The 14,405-nt window shown below is 72.4% G+C and carries 12 protein-coding genes; 8 read left to right on the forward strand and 4 right to left on the reverse strand.

Features of this window, described 5'->3' with window-relative positions:
- Window positions 1–71: 71 nt before the first annotated feature.
- Together hemQ and hemG are read right to left on the reverse strand one after the other, a co-directional pair.
- Complete coding sequence (hemQ, locus tag ABT041_RS23955; RefSeq protein ID WP_351187612.1) at window positions 72–785, reverse strand: hydrogen peroxide-dependent heme synthase; 714 nt, start codon at window positions 783–785, stop codon at window positions 72–74.
- A 17-nt stretch (window positions 786–802) separates the two neighbouring features.
- Window positions 803–2,311, reverse strand: coding sequence for a protoporphyrinogen oxidase (gene hemG, locus ABT041_RS23960; protein ID WP_351187614.1), 1,509 nt, complete (start codon window positions 2,309–2,311; stop codon window positions 803–805).
- Window positions 2,312–2,449: 138 nt separating this feature from the next.
- Between hemG and ABT041_RS23965 the strand changes: the two genes are divergently transcribed.
- The 3 genes from ABT041_RS23965 (at window position 2,450) to ABT041_RS23975 (ending at window position 5,347) form a co-directional block, all read left to right on the forward strand.
- Window positions 2,450–3,472: a DUF4349 domain-containing protein gene (locus ABT041_RS23965; RefSeq protein ID WP_351187616.1), complete on the forward strand. Its 1,023-nt coding sequence runs from the start codon at window positions 2,450–2,452 to the stop codon at window positions 3,470–3,472.
- A gap of 10 nt (window positions 3,473–3,482) precedes the next feature.
- The gene (locus ABT041_RS23970; protein WP_351187618.1) at window positions 3,483–4,856 is read left to right on the forward strand and encodes an FAD-dependent oxidoreductase; all 1,374 of its coding nucleotides are present in this window, start codon (window positions 3,483–3,485) and stop codon (window positions 4,854–4,856) included.
- Between the two features lie 65 nt (window positions 4,857–4,921).
- Window positions 4,922–5,347 carry a hypothetical protein gene (locus tag ABT041_RS23975; protein ID WP_351187620.1) on the forward strand — a complete coding sequence of 142 codons (426 nt, stop codon included), beginning with the start codon at window positions 4,922–4,924 and terminating at the stop codon, window positions 5,345–5,347.
- A 57-nt stretch (window positions 5,348–5,404) separates the two neighbouring features.
- On the opposite strand, the gene hemE is transcribed toward ABT041_RS23975, so the two are convergent.
- Window positions 5,405–6,481 carry a uroporphyrinogen decarboxylase gene (gene hemE, locus ABT041_RS23980; RefSeq protein WP_351187622.1) on the reverse strand — a complete coding sequence of 359 codons (1,077 nt, stop codon included), beginning with the start codon at window positions 6,479–6,481 and terminating at the stop codon, window positions 5,405–5,407.
- Between the two features lie 89 nt (window positions 6,482–6,570).
- Here hemE and ABT041_RS23985 point away from each other — a divergent pair, with 89 nt between their 5' ends.
- The 3 genes from ABT041_RS23985 (at window position 6,571) to ABT041_RS23995 (ending at window position 9,521) form a co-directional block, all read left to right on the forward strand.
- Window positions 6,571–7,263 (forward strand): DUF3000 domain-containing protein, encoded by a 693-nt coding sequence (locus ABT041_RS23985; protein WP_351187624.1) that lies wholly within the window; start codon window positions 6,571–6,573, stop codon window positions 7,261–7,263.
- 228 nt (window positions 7,264–7,491) lie between these two features.
- Window positions 7,492–8,157, forward strand: a complete 666-nt coding sequence (locus ABT041_RS23990; protein ID WP_015037008.1) for a response regulator transcription factor — start codon at window positions 7,492–7,494, stop codon at window positions 8,155–8,157.
- Between the two features lie 80 nt (window positions 8,158–8,237).
- The gene (locus ABT041_RS23995; protein ID WP_351187626.1) at window positions 8,238–9,521 is read left to right on the forward strand and encodes a ribonuclease D; all 1,284 of its coding nucleotides are present in this window, start codon (window positions 8,238–8,240) and stop codon (window positions 9,519–9,521) included.
- Window positions 9,522–9,570: 49 nt separating this feature from the next.
- Here ABT041_RS23995 and ABT041_RS24000 read toward each other — a convergent pair whose 3' ends face one another.
- Window positions 9,571–10,701 carry an alpha/beta hydrolase gene (locus tag ABT041_RS24000; RefSeq protein WP_351187628.1) on the reverse strand — a complete coding sequence of 377 codons (1,131 nt, stop codon included), beginning with the start codon at window positions 10,699–10,701 and terminating at the stop codon, window positions 9,571–9,573.
- A 283-nt stretch (window positions 10,702–10,984) separates the two neighbouring features.
- On the opposite strand from ABT041_RS24000, the gene ABT041_RS24005 reads away from it, so the two are divergent.
- Both ABT041_RS24005 and ABT041_RS24010 read left to right on the forward strand, forming a co-directional pair.
- Window positions 10,985–12,199 carry a thiolase family protein gene (locus ABT041_RS24005; RefSeq protein WP_351187630.1) on the forward strand — a complete coding sequence of 405 codons (1,215 nt, stop codon included), beginning with the start codon at window positions 10,985–10,987 and terminating at the stop codon, window positions 12,197–12,199.
- The gene (locus tag ABT041_RS24010) at window positions 12,196–14,334 is read left to right on the forward strand and encodes a 3-hydroxyacyl-CoA dehydrogenase NAD-binding domain-containing protein (RefSeq protein ID WP_351187632.1); all 2,139 of its coding nucleotides are present in this window, start codon (window positions 12,196–12,198) and stop codon (window positions 14,332–14,334) included. The genes ABT041_RS24005 and ABT041_RS24010 overlap by 4 nt, the downstream gene beginning before the upstream one ends.
- Window positions 14,335–14,405: the final 71 nt, after the last annotated feature.

The raw sequence follows: 14,405 nt of genomic DNA on the forward strand, positions 1-14,405 counted from the left end.
GCTCGTCCTGCTCGGCGCGCTGGACTGGGTGGCCTGGCGGTGGGCGCCGGCCGTGTGGTCGTGAACGGCCGTCAGGCCAGGCCCGCCACCAGGTCGGCGACGCTCTTGCGGCGGCCGGTGAAGAACGGGACCTCCTCGCGGACGTGCATCCGCGCCTCGGAGGCGCGCAGGTGGCGCATGAGGTCGACGATGCGGTACAGCTCGTCGGCCTCGAAGGCGAGGAGCCACTCGTAGTCGCCGAGCGAGAAGGAGGCGACCGTGTTGGCGCGGACGTCCGGGAAGCCGCGGGCCATCTTGCCGTGGTCGGCGAGCATGCGGCGGCGGTCCTCGTCCGGCAGCAGGTACCAGTCGTAGGAGCGCACGAAGGGGTACACGGAGACATAGTCGCGCGGGTTCTCGTCGGCCAGGAAGGCCGGGATGTGCGACTTGTTGAACTCGGCGGGGCGGTGCAGCGCCATGTTCGACCAGACCGGCTCCAGAGCGCGGCCCAGCTTGGTGCGGCGGAAGAGGTTGTACGCCTCCTGGAGCTCGTCGCTCGTCTCGGCGTGCCACCAGATCATGACGTCGGCGTCGGCGCGCAGACCGGACAGGTCGTACGTGCCGCGGATCGTGATGTCCTTGGCCGCGAGCTGGTCGAACAGCTCCTGGACCTCGTCGGCGTAACCGCCGCGGTCCTCGGGGAGAACGTCGCGCAGCTTGAAGACGGACCACAGGGTGTAGCGGATGACCTCGTTGAGGTCCTTCGCCTTCTTACCGGCGTTCGGGATCTTTTCGGGCGCACTCATACGCCTATTCTCGCCCGTCACAGGGAGTGCCCCGCACCGGGGTCGGCCGTTTTCGACGTGGCGATGATCTCGTCGGCCGCGCGCTGGGCCGAGGCGATGCAGGCGGGGATGCCGACACCGTCGTACGCGGCGCCCGCGAGGCGCAGTCCGGGGAGGCCTGCGACGGCCTCGCGGACCCGGGCGACCCGGGCCAGGTGGCCCACGGGGTACTGGGGCAGGCCGCCTGTCCAGCGGGTGACCGTGGAGGCGACGGGGCGGGCGGCGAGGCCGGTGGCGGCGGCGAGGTCCTTGAGGGAGGCGGCGACGAGATCGGCGTCCTCGCGGTGGACCTGCTCCTCCTCGCCCTGGCGGCCGACGGAGGTCCGCAGCACGAACAGGTCGGGGGCGGCGTCGGCGACCCACTGCCACTTCTGGGCGGAGAAGGTGGAGGCCTTGATGGTGTGGCCGTCGACGGGCGGCACGAGGAAACCCGAGCCCGGCAGGGCGGGAAGATCCGTGCCGTCCAGGGCGGGCATGTCGGAGCGGCGGAAGGCGAGGGTGACGAGGGCCATGGAGGCGTAGTCGACGGCGTCGAGCTCGGCGGCGGCCCCCGGGGCGTGGCCGCCGAGGAGGCGGGCGGCGATGCCCGCCGGGGTGGCGAGGACGACGGCGTCGGCGTCGAAGGTCCGGTCCCGGGTCACGACCTGCCAGCCGTCGGCGCCGGTGCGCACGAGGGCGGTGACGGGCGTTCCCGTGTGGATCTCGCCGCCGGCGGCGAGGATCGCGTCGGCGACCGCGCCGGGGAGGGTGCCGATGCCGCCCCGGATGCCGAGGAAGACGGAGCCGCCGAGGCCGGTGGCGGCGCCCGCCGCGTCGGCGGGGGTGGCGGCGCCCGCCCGCTGGACGGCGTGGACGGCGGCGGTGAGCGTGGGATGGACGCGGGCGGCCTCGAAGAGGGCCGGGACGGCGGCCTTCATCGAGATGCGGTGGGCGTCACCGGCGTACACGCCGCCGAGGAGGGGTTCGACGAGCCGGTCGACGACCTCGTGGCCCATGCGGGCGGCGACGTACGCGCCGATGGCGATGTCGTCGCCGATCTCGGTGGGCGGCAGCTCCAGGTCCCCGCCGATGCGGCGCACGCCCTCGGCGGAGAGCAGGCGCTCGACGGCGGCGGGGTCGCCGGGGACGCCCATGACGTGCCCCTTGGGCATGGGGACGAGCTCGCCCCTGGACCAGACGGACGCGGTGGTCGTCGCGGGGGCCTGGAGCCGGTCGCCGAGGCCGACGGCCCGGGCGAGGGCGACGGCCTCGGGGCGACGGGCGAGCAGCGACTCGGCGCCGAGGTCGACGGGGGCGCCCGCGATCTCCCCGGCGAGGAGCTTGCCGCCGAGCCGGGCGTCCGCTTCGAGGAGCGTCACCCGGTGGCCGGCGAGGGCCAGCCGGTGGGCGGCCGCGAGTCCGGCGATCCCGCCTCCGGCGACGACGACATGAGGCCCGGCGTGGTGTCCGTGCGTCCCGGCGTGCTGTCCCGTGGTGTCCGCGTTCATGGCACCACTCTCTCAAATCGCCCGCCCGCTCCCGTTCCGAGGCCGGACCGTGACCGCTTCGCTACCGTCCGGGGGGACCCGTTCGGGAGGACGCTACGTCCAAGGGCCATCACTCACCACGATCCTGGGGGGATCCTCGTGCGGGCAGCAAGAACGAGAACGACGGCCGCGGTCCTGCTGACGGCCTCACTGGTCCTGACCGGCTGCGGCGCGGGCGCCGCGGACACGGCGGCGGACAGCAAGGGCGGGGGCGTGGCGGCGGCGAAGCCCGCCGACGGCGCGGCACGGGACGGGGCGCCCGAGGGAGCGGCCGACAGCGCGCCGGGCGCGGCCGGGAAGCCCGCGCCGAAGACGCCGGTGCAGCAGCACGTCATCCGTACCGCCACGCTCTCCGTCGAGGTGAAGGACGCGGCGAAGGCGCTGGCCGCGGCCCGCCGGGCGGCGACGGACGCGGGCGGGCGCGTGGAGAACGAGACGACGGAGCGGGTCGAGGACTCCCGTCTCACCTCGCGGATCGTGCTGCGGGTGCCGCAGGAGCGGTACGACTCCGTCCTCGCCGAGCTCGCGGGCGCCGGGAAGCTGCTCGACCGCAGCGCGTCGGCCAAGGACGTCACCGACCAGGTGGTGGACGTCGAGAGCCGGATCGCGACCCAGCGGGCGAGCGTGGCGCGGGTGCGGAAGCTGATGGACCGGGCGGAGAAGCTGTCCGACGTGGTGACCCTGGAGGGCGAGCTGAGCCGCCGCCAGGCGGACCTGGAGGCGCTGCTCGCCCAGCAGGACGCACTGAGGGACCGGACGACGCTGGCGACGATCACCCTGCGGCTCGTCGAGCCCGACAAGCAGTCGGCGGAGGAGCGGGAGGAGGGCCGTCCCGGTTTCGGGGAGGCCCTGGGCGGCGGCTGGGACGCGCTGGTGGGGGCGGCGGCCTGGATCGGGATCGTCCTGACCGCGCTGGCCCCGTGGCTCGCGGTGGCCCTGATCGTCTTCGTCCTGTGGCGCCGTCTGATCCGCCCGTTCCTCGCGGCCCGCAGGCCCGGCGCGGCGGCCCCGGCTCCCGTGCTGCCGGACGTCCCGAGGAACGCCGCCGGAGCGCCGGTGGCCGCCGAGCCGGCGCCCGAGTCCCCGGCGGCTCCCCGGCCCCGGAAGGCCCCCGAGAAGTAGCGTCTCCTTCATGAGCGAACGACTGGTGGTCATCGGTGGCGACGCGGCGGGCATGTCCGCCGCGTCGCAGGCGCGCAGGCTCAGGACTCCCGGGGAGCTGGAGATCGTCGCCTTCGAGCGCGGACACTTCTCCTCGTACTCGGCCTGCGGCATCCCGTACTGGGTCGGCGGGGACGTGGAGACGCGCGGGGAGCTGATCGCGCGCTCCCCCGAGGAGCACCGGGCCCGCGACATCGACCTGCGGACGCGGACCGAGGTGACGGAGATCGACGTCCCGGGGCAGCGGGTCCGCACGCGGGACCTGGAGGCGGGCACGGAGGCGTGGACGGGCTTCGACAAGCTGGTGATCGCGACCGGCGCCCGGCCGCTGCGCCCCCCGATGCCGGGGATCGACGCGCCCGGGGTGCACGGGGTGCAGACCCTCGACGACGGGCAGGCGCTGCTCGACTCGCTGTCCGGTACGCCGGGGCGGCGGGCGGTCGTCGTCGGCGCCGGGTACATCGGCGTGGAGATGGCGGAGGCCCTGCTGAACCGGGGCTACGAGGTGACGGTCCTGACCAGGGGCGAGCAGCCGATGGCGACCCTCGATCCGGACATGGGGCGGCTCGTGCACCGGGCGATGGACGGGCTCGGGATCAGGACGGTGGCCTCGGCGCCGGTGACGAAGATCCTGACGGGCGCGGACGGGCGGGTGCGGGCGGTGGCGACGGACGCCGACGAGCACCCGGCGGACGTGGTGGTGCTCGGCACGGGCGTGGTGCCGGAGACCACGCTCGCGCGGGCGGCGGGCCTGCCGCTGGGGGCGTACGGAGGGCTGCTCACCGATCTGGCGATGCGGGTCAGGGGCCACGACAACATCTGGGCCGGCGGTGACTGCGTGGAGGTCCTGGACCTGGTCTCGGGCCGGGAGCGGTACGTCCCCCTTGGCACGCACGCGAACAAGCACGGCCAGGTCATCGGCTCCAACGTGGGCGGCGGCTACGCGACCTTCCCGGGCGTCGTGGGCACGGCGGTCTCCAAGGTGTGCGACCTGGAGATCGCGCGGACGGGGCTGCGGGAGAAGGACGCCCGGGAGGTGGGCCTGCGGTACGTGACGGTGACGGTCGAGTCGACGAGCCGCGCGGGCTACTACCCGGGGGCCGCGCCGATGACGGTGAAGATGCTGGCCGAGAAGCGCACGGGCCGGCTGCTCGGGGTGCAGATCGTGGGCCGGGAGGGCGCGGCGAAGCGGGTGGACATCGCGGCGGTGGCGCTCACGGCGGGGATGACGGTGGAGCAGATGACGATGCTCGACCTGGGGTACGCGCCGCCGTTCTCGCCGGTCTGGGACCCGGTGCTCGTCGCGGCGCGCAAGGCGGTGGCGGCCGTTCGGGCGGCGGAATGACCCGAGCGGTCCACGACGCTTGGTGACGGTTTGCGAGCGATTGTGCACCATGCGTCACTGTTCGCATGATCAGACACGCCGCGCGAGCGCTCTGCGCCGCCTCCCTCATCGTCACGCCGCTCGTCCTGAGCACGCCCGCCCACGCCGCGACCACGTGCCGGGTCAACGGGATCACCGTCACCGGCACCAACATCACGGGAACGCCGGGCTCCGACTACATCACGTGCAACTCGGTCGACGTGATGAACACGGTCAACGGCCTGGGCGGGAACGACTACATCTCCATCGCCACCACCAGCAGCGGAGCGGTGCTCGGCGGTGACGGCGGCGACTACGTCACGGTCGGCACGGTCGTCTCCGGCGTGGTCGACGGCGGACCCGGCAACGACTACCTCCGCGTCGGCACGAACAACTCCACCGTCAGCGGTGGCACCGGGTGGGACGTGTGCCGGGTGAGCGCCGGCAACCCGCCCGTCAACTGCGAGGCCTGACTCCCGCACCCCCTGTGCGCCGCCGGTACCCGGCGGCGCACAGCCGCGCGCGGCGGCTCAGACGGCCGTCCGCGTGTGCACGTACTCGACGAGACGGGTCAGGGCGTCCGGGTCCATCGACGGCATGACGCCGTGGCCCAGGTTGAAGACGTGCCCCTCCAGGTCCTTCGCGGCGGCGAGGACCTCGTCGGCCTTGGCCTCCACGACCTCGCGCGAGGCGAAGAGCACGGCCGGGTCCAGGTTGCCCTGGAGGGCCTTGCCGGGGCCGACGCGGCGGGCGGCCTCGTCGAGCGGGACGCGCCAGTCGACGCCGACGACGTCCGCGCCCGCCTCGCCCATCAGGCCGAGGAGCTCGCCCGTACCGACACCGAAGTGGATGCGCGGGACGCCGTGGCCGGCGACCGCGTCGAAGACCTTGGCGGAGGCCGGCATCACCGAGCGGCGGTAGTCGGCCGGGGCGAGGGCGCCGACCCAGGAGTCGAAGAGCTGCACGGCGGAGGCGCCGGCCTCGATCTGCACCTCGAGGAAGGCCGAGGTGATCTCGGCGAGGCGGTCGAGCAGGTCGGCCCAGAGCTGCGGGTCGCCGTACATCATCGCCTTGGTGCGCTCGTGGCTGCGCGACGGGCCGCCCTCGACGAGGTAGCTCGCAAGGGTGAAAGGCGCGCCGGCGAAGCCGATGAGCGGGGTGTCGCCGAGCTCCTCGGTCAGCATCCCGATGGCCTCGGTGACGTAGTGGACGTCCTCCGGGGTCAGGTCGCGCAGCCGGTCCAGATCGGCGCGGGTGCGGATCGGGTCGGCGACGACCGGGCCGACACCGGGCTTGATGTCGAGGTCGAGACCGATCGCCTTGAGCGGGACGACGATGTCGCTGAAGAAGATCGCGGCGTCGACCTTGTGGCGCCGGACCGGCTGGAGCGTGATCTCGGTGACCAGCTCGGGCCGCATGCACGACTCGAGCATGGGGATGCCCTCGCGGACCTTCAGGTACTCGGGGAGGGAGCGCCCGGCCTGCCGCATGAACCAGACGGGGGTGTGCGGCACCGGCTCGCGTCGGCACGCCTTGAGGAACGCGGAGTCGTGCGTCCGCGACTGCTGCTTCGTCTGCTGGCCCGTGGGGCGGTCATTGGCACTCACGCCAGAATCTTCGCATGTGGCGTGAAGCCGCTCGTCCGGGCCGGGTGTCCTCCCTGCACGGAGGCCCCGTTCCGCCTACTCTTCCCCGCATGGCTGCGGCTCAGGGACATTTTTCCGATCATTCCGACGGCGATCGAGGGACGGACGAAACGGCGGAGAGCAAGGAGACGAACCCGGTTCCGCCGGCGTTCCGGCGCGCGGTGGAGGCCTTGCGCTCGGCGAGGCTGCGGCCCGAGATCGAGATCGACCCGACCAGGCCGCCGCAGCGGCTCGCTCCGTACGCGTACGCGGTGGAGGCGGCCGTCGTGGACGGCGAGGAGGACCTGGCGGACGGGCGGCTCGTGCTGCTGCACGATCCGGACGGGCACGAGGCCTGGAAGGGCACGTTCCGTCTGGTGACCCTGATCAGGGCGGAGCTGGAGCCGGAGATGGCGGCGGACCCGCTGCTGCCCGAGGTGTGCTGGTCGTGGCTGACCGGCGCGATGGAGGCGCGGGGGCTCGCCTACGGGGAGGCGAGCGGGACGGTCACGATGGCGGGCTCGCACTATTTCGGCGGTCTCGCGGACCGCAGACCGGCGACCCAGATCGAGATCCGGGCGTCCTGGACCCCGCGCGAGGGCGCGGGCGGGGTGCCGGACTCGGGGGCCCATCTGGCGGCCTGGTGCGATCTGCTCTGCCAGATCGCGGGGCTGCCGCCCGCACCGGCGGATCCGGGGTCGGGAACGGTGACGGGCGCGGGGGTCGTCTCACTGCCCCAGCGCCGGGGGCCGCAGGGGGCCTGAGACGCCCCGCCCGGGGGTCCCTCGTGGGGGTGATGGGACGGGGCCCGCTCGTAGGATGATCGATCACGCGTCCGAATTGCCCTAATTGTTACTCACCAAATCGTGATCTTTCCCTAAAGGCGGGCGGCCCAGCTGCCGAAGGAGTCAGTGACCCCTTCACAGCACGGGTTCGCCCCCGGCTTCTTCCCCGAGCCGGCTCCGTCCCGCACCCTTCCCCCAGGAGGCCTGGTGTCCGTTCTCCTCGAGCAGCCCGCAAGCCTGGTCGCCTACCGCCCGAACAAGCCGACGGCCATGGTCGTCGTGGCCGATCCGCGCGTCCGTTCCACCGTGACCCGCCACCTGTGGGCCCTTGGAGTACGCGACGTGATCGAGGCTTCGTCCATCGCGGAGGCCCGTCCCCGCGTCGGCAACCCGCGCGACATCTGCGTGGCCGACGTCCACCTGCCCGACGGCAGCGGCCTGACCCTGCTGTCCGAGACCCGCGCGGCGGGCTGGCCGAACGGCCTCGCCCTCTCGGCCGCCGACGACATCGGCGCCGTGCGCAACGCCCTGGCGGGCGGCGTGAAGGGCTATGTCGTCACCGGCACCCGGACCAACATCGGCCACCCGACCCGCCCCGGCGCCGCCCCCATCGGCGCCGCGGCGGCCCGTCTCGGCCACCGCCGCCCCCCGGGTGCCCCGAGCCACCCGGGCGGCTACCGCGAGCTCTCCGGCCGTGAGGTCGAGGTGCTGCGGCTCGTCGCGGAGGGCCAGTCGAACAAGGCGATCGGCGTCTCCATGGGGCTCTCCGCCCTCACCGTCAAGAGCCACCTCGCCCGCATCGCCCGCAAGCTGGGCACGGGGGACCGCGCCGGCATGGTCGCGGTCGCCCTGCGGACGGGGATCATCCACTGACGGCCGGTGGACACGGGCCCGCGCCTGTCGACGGAACGTTCCGTCGGCAGGCGCTTGCCGTCGACCGATACCCTTGACACGTGACCGACGCCCAAGAGACCGCAGCAGACACAGCACTGCGCACCACCGGGGGCGGCCCCCCGGACGACGATGTCCCTGCGAATGGGCTTCCGATCCCGTTGCTGGAGCCCCGCGAGGGGATTCCTCCCGTCGTCGAGACCGAGGACGCCCTCGCCGAGGTGATCGCCGCGTTCGCCGCCGGAAGCGGTCCCGTGGCCGTGGACGCCGAGCGCGCCTCCGGCTACCGCTACGGCCAGCGCGCCTATCTCGTCCAGCTCCGCCGCGAGGGCGCGGGCACCGCGCTGATCGACCCCGTCGGCTGCCCCGACCTGTCGGGGCTCGGCGAGGCGCTCGCCGGGACCGAGTGGATCCTGCACGCCGCCACCCAGGACCTCCCCTGCCTGCGTGACATAGGCATGCTCCCCACCTCGCTCTTCGACACCGAGCTCGCCGGGCGCCTCGCGGGCTTCCCCCGGGTCGGCCTCGGCGCGATGGTGGAGTCCGTCCTCGGCTACGCCCTGGAGAAGGGCCACTCCGCCGTGGACTGGTCCACCCGCCCGCTGCCCGAGCCGTGGCTGCGGTACGCGGCCCTGGACGTCGAGCTCCTCGTCGACCTGCGGGACGCCCTGGAGAAGGAGCTGGACCGGCAGGGCAAGCTGGAGTGGGCCCACCAGGAGTTCGACGCGATCGCCTCGGCCCCGCCCGCTCCGCCGCGCAAGGACCCGTGGCGCCGGACCTCCGGCATGCACAAGGTGCGGCGCCGCCGTCAGATGGCGGTCGTACGGGAGCTGTGGACCGCCCGTGACAAGGTCGCCCAGCGGCGTGACGTCTCCCCCGGCAAGGTGCTGAGCGACGCGGCGATCGTGGAGGCCGCGCTCGCGGTGCCGGTGAACGTGGGTGCGCTCCTCGCGCTGCCCGGCTTCGGCAACCGGATGAACCGCCGCCAGCTGGAGCAGTGGCAGGCCGCGGTGGACCGGGCCAGGGCCCTCCCGGAGAGCGAGCTGCCCCAGCCGGGCCAGCAGGTCGCGGGTCCGCCCCCGCCGCGCGCCTGGGCGGACAAGGACCCGGCCGCGGCGGCCCGCCTCGCGGCGGCGCGCACGGCGGTCTCGGCGCTCGCGGAGGAGCTGAACCTCCCGCAGGAGAACCTGATCACCCCGGACACGGTGCGCCGCGTCTGCTGGGAGCCGCCGTCCCCGGCGACCCCCGACACGGTGTCCGCGGCGCTGTCCGGCCACGGCGCCCGGCCGTGGCAGGTGGAGCTGGTGACCCCGCTGCTCGTGAAGGCGCTGTCGGCGAGCGCGTGATCCGGCCGGAAGAGCCCCCGGTGCCCCTCGGGGCGCCGGGGGCTCTTGGCTAGGGCGCCGGGCTGAGGTTGCCGGCGGTGTCCATGTCGAAGACCCCGTTGGTCTTGCCGTCGACCTTGAGGTTCTTCAGCCAGTGCTTCGAGAGCTCGTGCACGTTCCCGTGCTGCATCTCCCACGGCACGGAATGCCCCGCGCAGGCCAGCTTGACCATCAGCTTGTGGCTGCCCGCGACCGCGTTGTAGAGCGCGGGGACGGAGAAGTTGAGTTCCGGGTTGGCGTTGGGCGGATTCGTGTTCGCCTGCTTGTCGTACTCCCCGTACACGATGAGTACGGGCACGCTTCCCCCGAGAACCCCGCCCTGCGCCGCGGTGGTCTCGTTCCACCCCCACCGGGTGAAGCTCCTGAAGCGGCTGAGCCCGTCGATGCCTCCCCAGACGCTGCCGACCGGATCGCTCTTCAGCAGCGCGTCCCAGACCACGTCGACGATGCCGTCCTCACGCTGACCCTCGCAGTGCAGTTCGCCGCCCCAGCCGCCCGGGGAAGACAGTCCGGCCTTCGTGCTGAGGTTGGTCGGGAAGCCCGTCACCGGCAGCGAGGCCGGCGGAGTCGAGCTGCCCTTGGCCGGGAAGATCGGCGCCAGCAGGAACAGGCTCTCGACCCTGCCGGGGTTCTTGACCGCGTACGGCCCCATCCAGAACGCGGCGGCGGACCAGCCGATGAAGGCGACTTTTTCCACCTCGCACAGCTCGCGGACGAACTCCACGACGGTATGGAGCTCGTCCCAGTCGCTGTACGAGTCGTTCAGCTGGTACGGGTAGTTCGGGCTGCCCGGCGTGAATCCCGGCGGCCGCGGTGTGAGCAGGTTCTGCTGGAGGGGGTTGACGTTGTGGGGGTCGTTCATCTGGGGCCGAGCCGAGAGGCCGGAGCCCTGGAGGTCCATCATGAAGACGTCGTAGCCGGCCTGCGCCAGCGCACCGGCCCAGCTGTACGTCTTGTACCGGAGGTCGAAGCCCGGGAGCGCCGGGACGCTCCGGCCGTGGAGCATGAGGACCGGCTTGCGCTTCTGACCCTTGGGGGTGCCGTTGCGTTCTCGTACGAAGAGCTCGACCTCCTCGTCCTTGTTCGCGGGGACTGTGGACGTGTGCCAGACCCAGTGGTCGGTGGTGATGACCTTCGCCATGGGAGTCCGTTCCGTGTGGGGGGCCGGAGCCCTTCGCCCCGGCCCGGCCAGACTCCGTCCGCCCTGGAGCGGGCGCCATGGGACGGCCGCCGGTCTGGGTCCATCGGGGTTGCGGGACCCTCCGATCGGAGGGGCGCACGGGGGCGCACGAGTGTGACCTTCACCGCTTGGCCCGCAAGGGGTGGGCAGCTTGGTTACCCACAAGTAGCATGGGTGGAGCAAGCGCACGCTTAGGCGTGGGCCGCAGCAGCAGTGCCATCCCGCACCCTGGAGGAGAGCCATCGTGCCTCGTACCGTCAGGGACGTCGTCTTCGTCGACGGCGTCCGCACCCCGTTCGGCAAGGCGGGCCCGAAGGGCATCTACCACGAGACCCGCGCCGACGACCTCGTCGTGAAGGCCATCCGGGAGCTGCTGCGCCGCAACCCGGGCCTCGACCCCGCGAAGATCGACGAGGTCGCCATCGCCGCGACCACGCAGATCGGTGACCAGGGCCTGACCCTCGGCCGCACGGCGGGCATCCTCGCCGGGCTGCCGCAGTCGGTGCCGGGCTACTCCATCGACCGCATGTGCGCCGGCGCCCTCACGGCCGTCACCAGCGTCGCCGGTTCGATCGCCTTCGGCGCGTACGACGCCGTCATCGCCGGTGGCGTCGAGCACATGGGCCGTCACCCCATGGGCGAGGGCGTCGACCCGAACCCGCGCTTCGTCAGCGAGAAGCTGGTCGACGAGTCCGCCCTGTTCATGGGCATGACCGCCGAGAACCTGCACGACCGCTACCCGAGCATCACCAAGCAGCGCGCCGACGAGTACGCCGTGCGCTCGCAGGAGAAGGCCGCCAAGGCGTACGCCGACGGCAAGATCCAGCAGGACCTGGTGCCGATCTCGGTGCGCCGCACCGACGCCTCCACCGGTGAGACCGGCTGGGGTCTGGTCACCGCCGACGAGCCGATGCGCCCGGGCACCACGCTGGAGTCGCTGGCCAACCTGAAGACGCCGTTCCGCGTCCACGGCAACGTCACCGCGGGCAACGCGGCCGGCCTCAACGACGGCGCCACCGCCTCGATCATCGCCTCCGAGGACTTCGCCCGGGAGAACGACCTCCCGGTGAAGATGCGCCTCGTCTCGTACGCCTTCGCCGGCGTCGAGCCCGAGGTCATGGGCTACGGCCCGATCCCGGCGACCGAGAAGGCCCTGGCCAAGGCCGGCCTGACGATCGACGACATCCAGCTGTTCGAGATCAACGAGGCCTTCGCCGTTCAGGTCCTCGCGTTCCTGGAGCACTACGGCATCGCCGACGACGACGCCCGCGTGAACCAGTACGGCGGCGCGATCGCCTACGGTCACCCGCTCGCCTCCTCCGGCGTCCGTCTGATGACGCAGCTGGCCCGCCAGTTCGAGGAGCAGCCGCAGGTCCGTTACGGCCTCACCACCATGTGCGTCGGCTTCGGCATGGGCGCGACGGTCATCTGGGAGAACCCCCACTGGGAGGGCAAGTGAGCACCACCGCCGAGCTTCTGAAGGGCGCCGCCGAGCTCTTCCCGGACGAGGTCGTCACCTCGGCCCACGTACGGCACTTCGAACTCCCGGCGAACGCCGGCCGGTTCGCGCTGATCACGCTGGACAACGGCTTCGACCACACCAAGCCGACCACCTTCGGCCCGCAGTCCCTCGCCAACCTCAACGCGGCGATCGACCAGGTCGAGGCCGAGGCCGCGAACGGTGACATCGTCGGCGTCGGCATCACCGGCAAGCCGTTCATCTTCGCCGTCGGCGCCGACCTCAAGGGCGTCGAGCTGCTGAAGAAGCACGACGAGGCGCTCGCCATCGGCAAGGGCGGCCACGACGTCTTCAAGCGTCTGTCCGCGCTCGCCGTGCCGACCTTCGCGTACTACAACGGCGCGGCCATGGGCGGCGGCGTCGAGGTCGGTCTGCACTGCTCCTACCGCACCGTGTCGAAGGCCCTCCCGGCCTTCTCGCTGCCCGAGGTCTTCCTCGGCCTGGTGCCCGGCTGGGGCGGCTGCGCGATCCTGCCGAACCTGATCGGCGCCGAGAAGGCCGTCTCGGTCATCATCGAGAACTCGCTGAACCAGAACCGTCAGCTCAAGGGCAAGCAGGTCTTCGAGCTCGGCATCGCCGACGCGATCTTCGAGGGCGCCGACTTCCTGGAGCAGTCGCTCATCTGGACCGCCGGTGTCCTGGGCGGCTCCGTCACCGTCGAGCGTCCCGAGGTCGACCGCGGCGAGGCCTGGGACCAGGCCGTCGCCAAGGGCCGTGCCATCGCCGACTCCAAGGTGCACGGCGCCGCCCCGGCCGCCTACCGCGCCCTCGACATCATCGAGGCCGCCAAGGACGGCGACCTGCAGAAGGGCTTCGACGCCGAGGACCAGGCCCTCGCGGACCTGATCATGGGCGGCGAGCTCCGCTCCGGCATCTACGCCTTCAACCTGGTGCAGAAGCGCGGCAAGCGCCCGGCCGGTGCCCCGGACAAGTCCCTGGCCCGCCCGGTCACCAAGGTCGGTGTCGTCGGCGCCGGTCTGATGGCCTCCCAGCTGGCCCTGCTCTTCCTGCGCCGCCTCGAGGTGCCGGTCGTCCTGACCGACATCGACCAGGAGCGCATCGACAAGGGCGTGGGCTACGTCCACGGCGAGATCGAGAAGCTGCTCGGCAAGGGCCGCATCAACCAGGACAAGGCCAACCGTCTCAAGGGCCTGGTCTCCGGTGTCCTCGACAAGGCCGAGGGCTTCGCGGACGCGGACTTCATCATCGAGGCCGTGTTCGAGGAGATGGGCGTCAAGCAGCAGGTGTTCGCGGAGGTCGAGGCGGTCGCCCCGGCGCACGCGATCCTCGCCACCAACACCTCCTCGCTGTCCGTCTCGGAGATGGCCTCGAAGCTCCAGCACCCGGAGCGCGTGGTCGGCTTCCACTTCTTCAACCCGGTCGCGATCCTCCCGCTCCTGGAGATCGTCCGCGGCGAGAAGACCGACGACGCCTCGCTCGCCACCGCCTTCGGCGTGGCGAAGAAGCTGAAGAAGACCGCGGTCCTCACCAAGGACGCCCCGGCGTTCGTCGTGAACCGCATCCTCACCCGCTTCATGGGCGAGATCCAGAACGTCATCGACGAGGGCACCCCGGTCGAGACGGCCGAGAAGGCCATCGAGCCGCTCGGTCTGCCGATGTCCCCGCTGGTCCTTCTGGAGCTCGTCGGCCCGGCCATCGGTCTGCACGTCTCCGAGACCCTGAACCGCGCCTTCCCGGAGCGCTTCACGGTCTCCCCCAACCTGAAGGCGGTCGTCGAGGCCGGCAAGCGCGGCTTCTACGTCTACAAGCCGGAGAACGGCTTCAAGCCGGAGCTCGACCCCGAGGTCGCCGCGCTTCTCGTCCAGGGCGACTCCGTCCTGACCGAGGAGCAGGTCCGCGACCGCGTCCTGGACGCGGTGGCGCAGGAGATCGGCCTCATGCTGGAGGAGGGTGTCGTCGCCGAGGCGCAGGACATCGACCTCTGCCTGATCACGGGCGCGGGCTGGCCCTTCCACCTGGGCGGCATCACGCCGTACCTGGACCGTGAGGGCGTCTCCGAGCGCGTCAACGGCAAGCGTTTCCTGGCCCAGGGCGTGGCGAGCGTCCCGGCCTGACGGCAGGGCGCGTCATAGGACGACGGCCCCGGCACCTCGCACAGGTGCCGGGGCCGTTTCCCGTTGCGCGG

Origin of the sequence: Streptomyces sp. NPDC002825 (genome assembly GCF_040295385.1) — a bacterium.
Lineage (GTDB): Bacteria > Actinomycetota > Actinomycetes > Streptomycetales > Streptomycetaceae > Streptomyces.

Bases quoted from the DNA above. Each gene is read 5' to 3' on its own strand.
- hemQ (WP_351187612.1), bottom strand. From the start codon at position 785: ATGAGTGCGCCCGAAAAGATCCCGAACGCCGGTAAGAAGGCGAAGGAC.
- hemG (WP_351187614.1), bottom strand. From the start codon at position 2,311: ATGAACGCGGACACCACGGGACAGCACGCCGGGACGCACGGACACCAC.
- ABT041_RS23970 (WP_351187618.1), top strand. From the start codon at position 3,483: ATGAGCGAACGACTGGTGGTCATCGGTGGCGACGCGGCGGGCATGTCC.
- ABT041_RS23975 (WP_351187620.1), top strand. From the start codon at position 4,922: ATGATCAGACACGCCGCGCGAGCGCTCTGCGCCGCCTCCCTCATCGTC.
- ABT041_RS23985 (WP_351187624.1), top strand. From the start codon at position 6,571: ATGGCTGCGGCTCAGGGACATTTTTCCGATCATTCCGACGGCGATCGA.
- ABT041_RS24000 (WP_351187628.1), bottom strand. From the start codon at position 10,701: ATGGCGAAGGTCATCACCACCGACCACTGGGTCTGGCACACGTCCACA.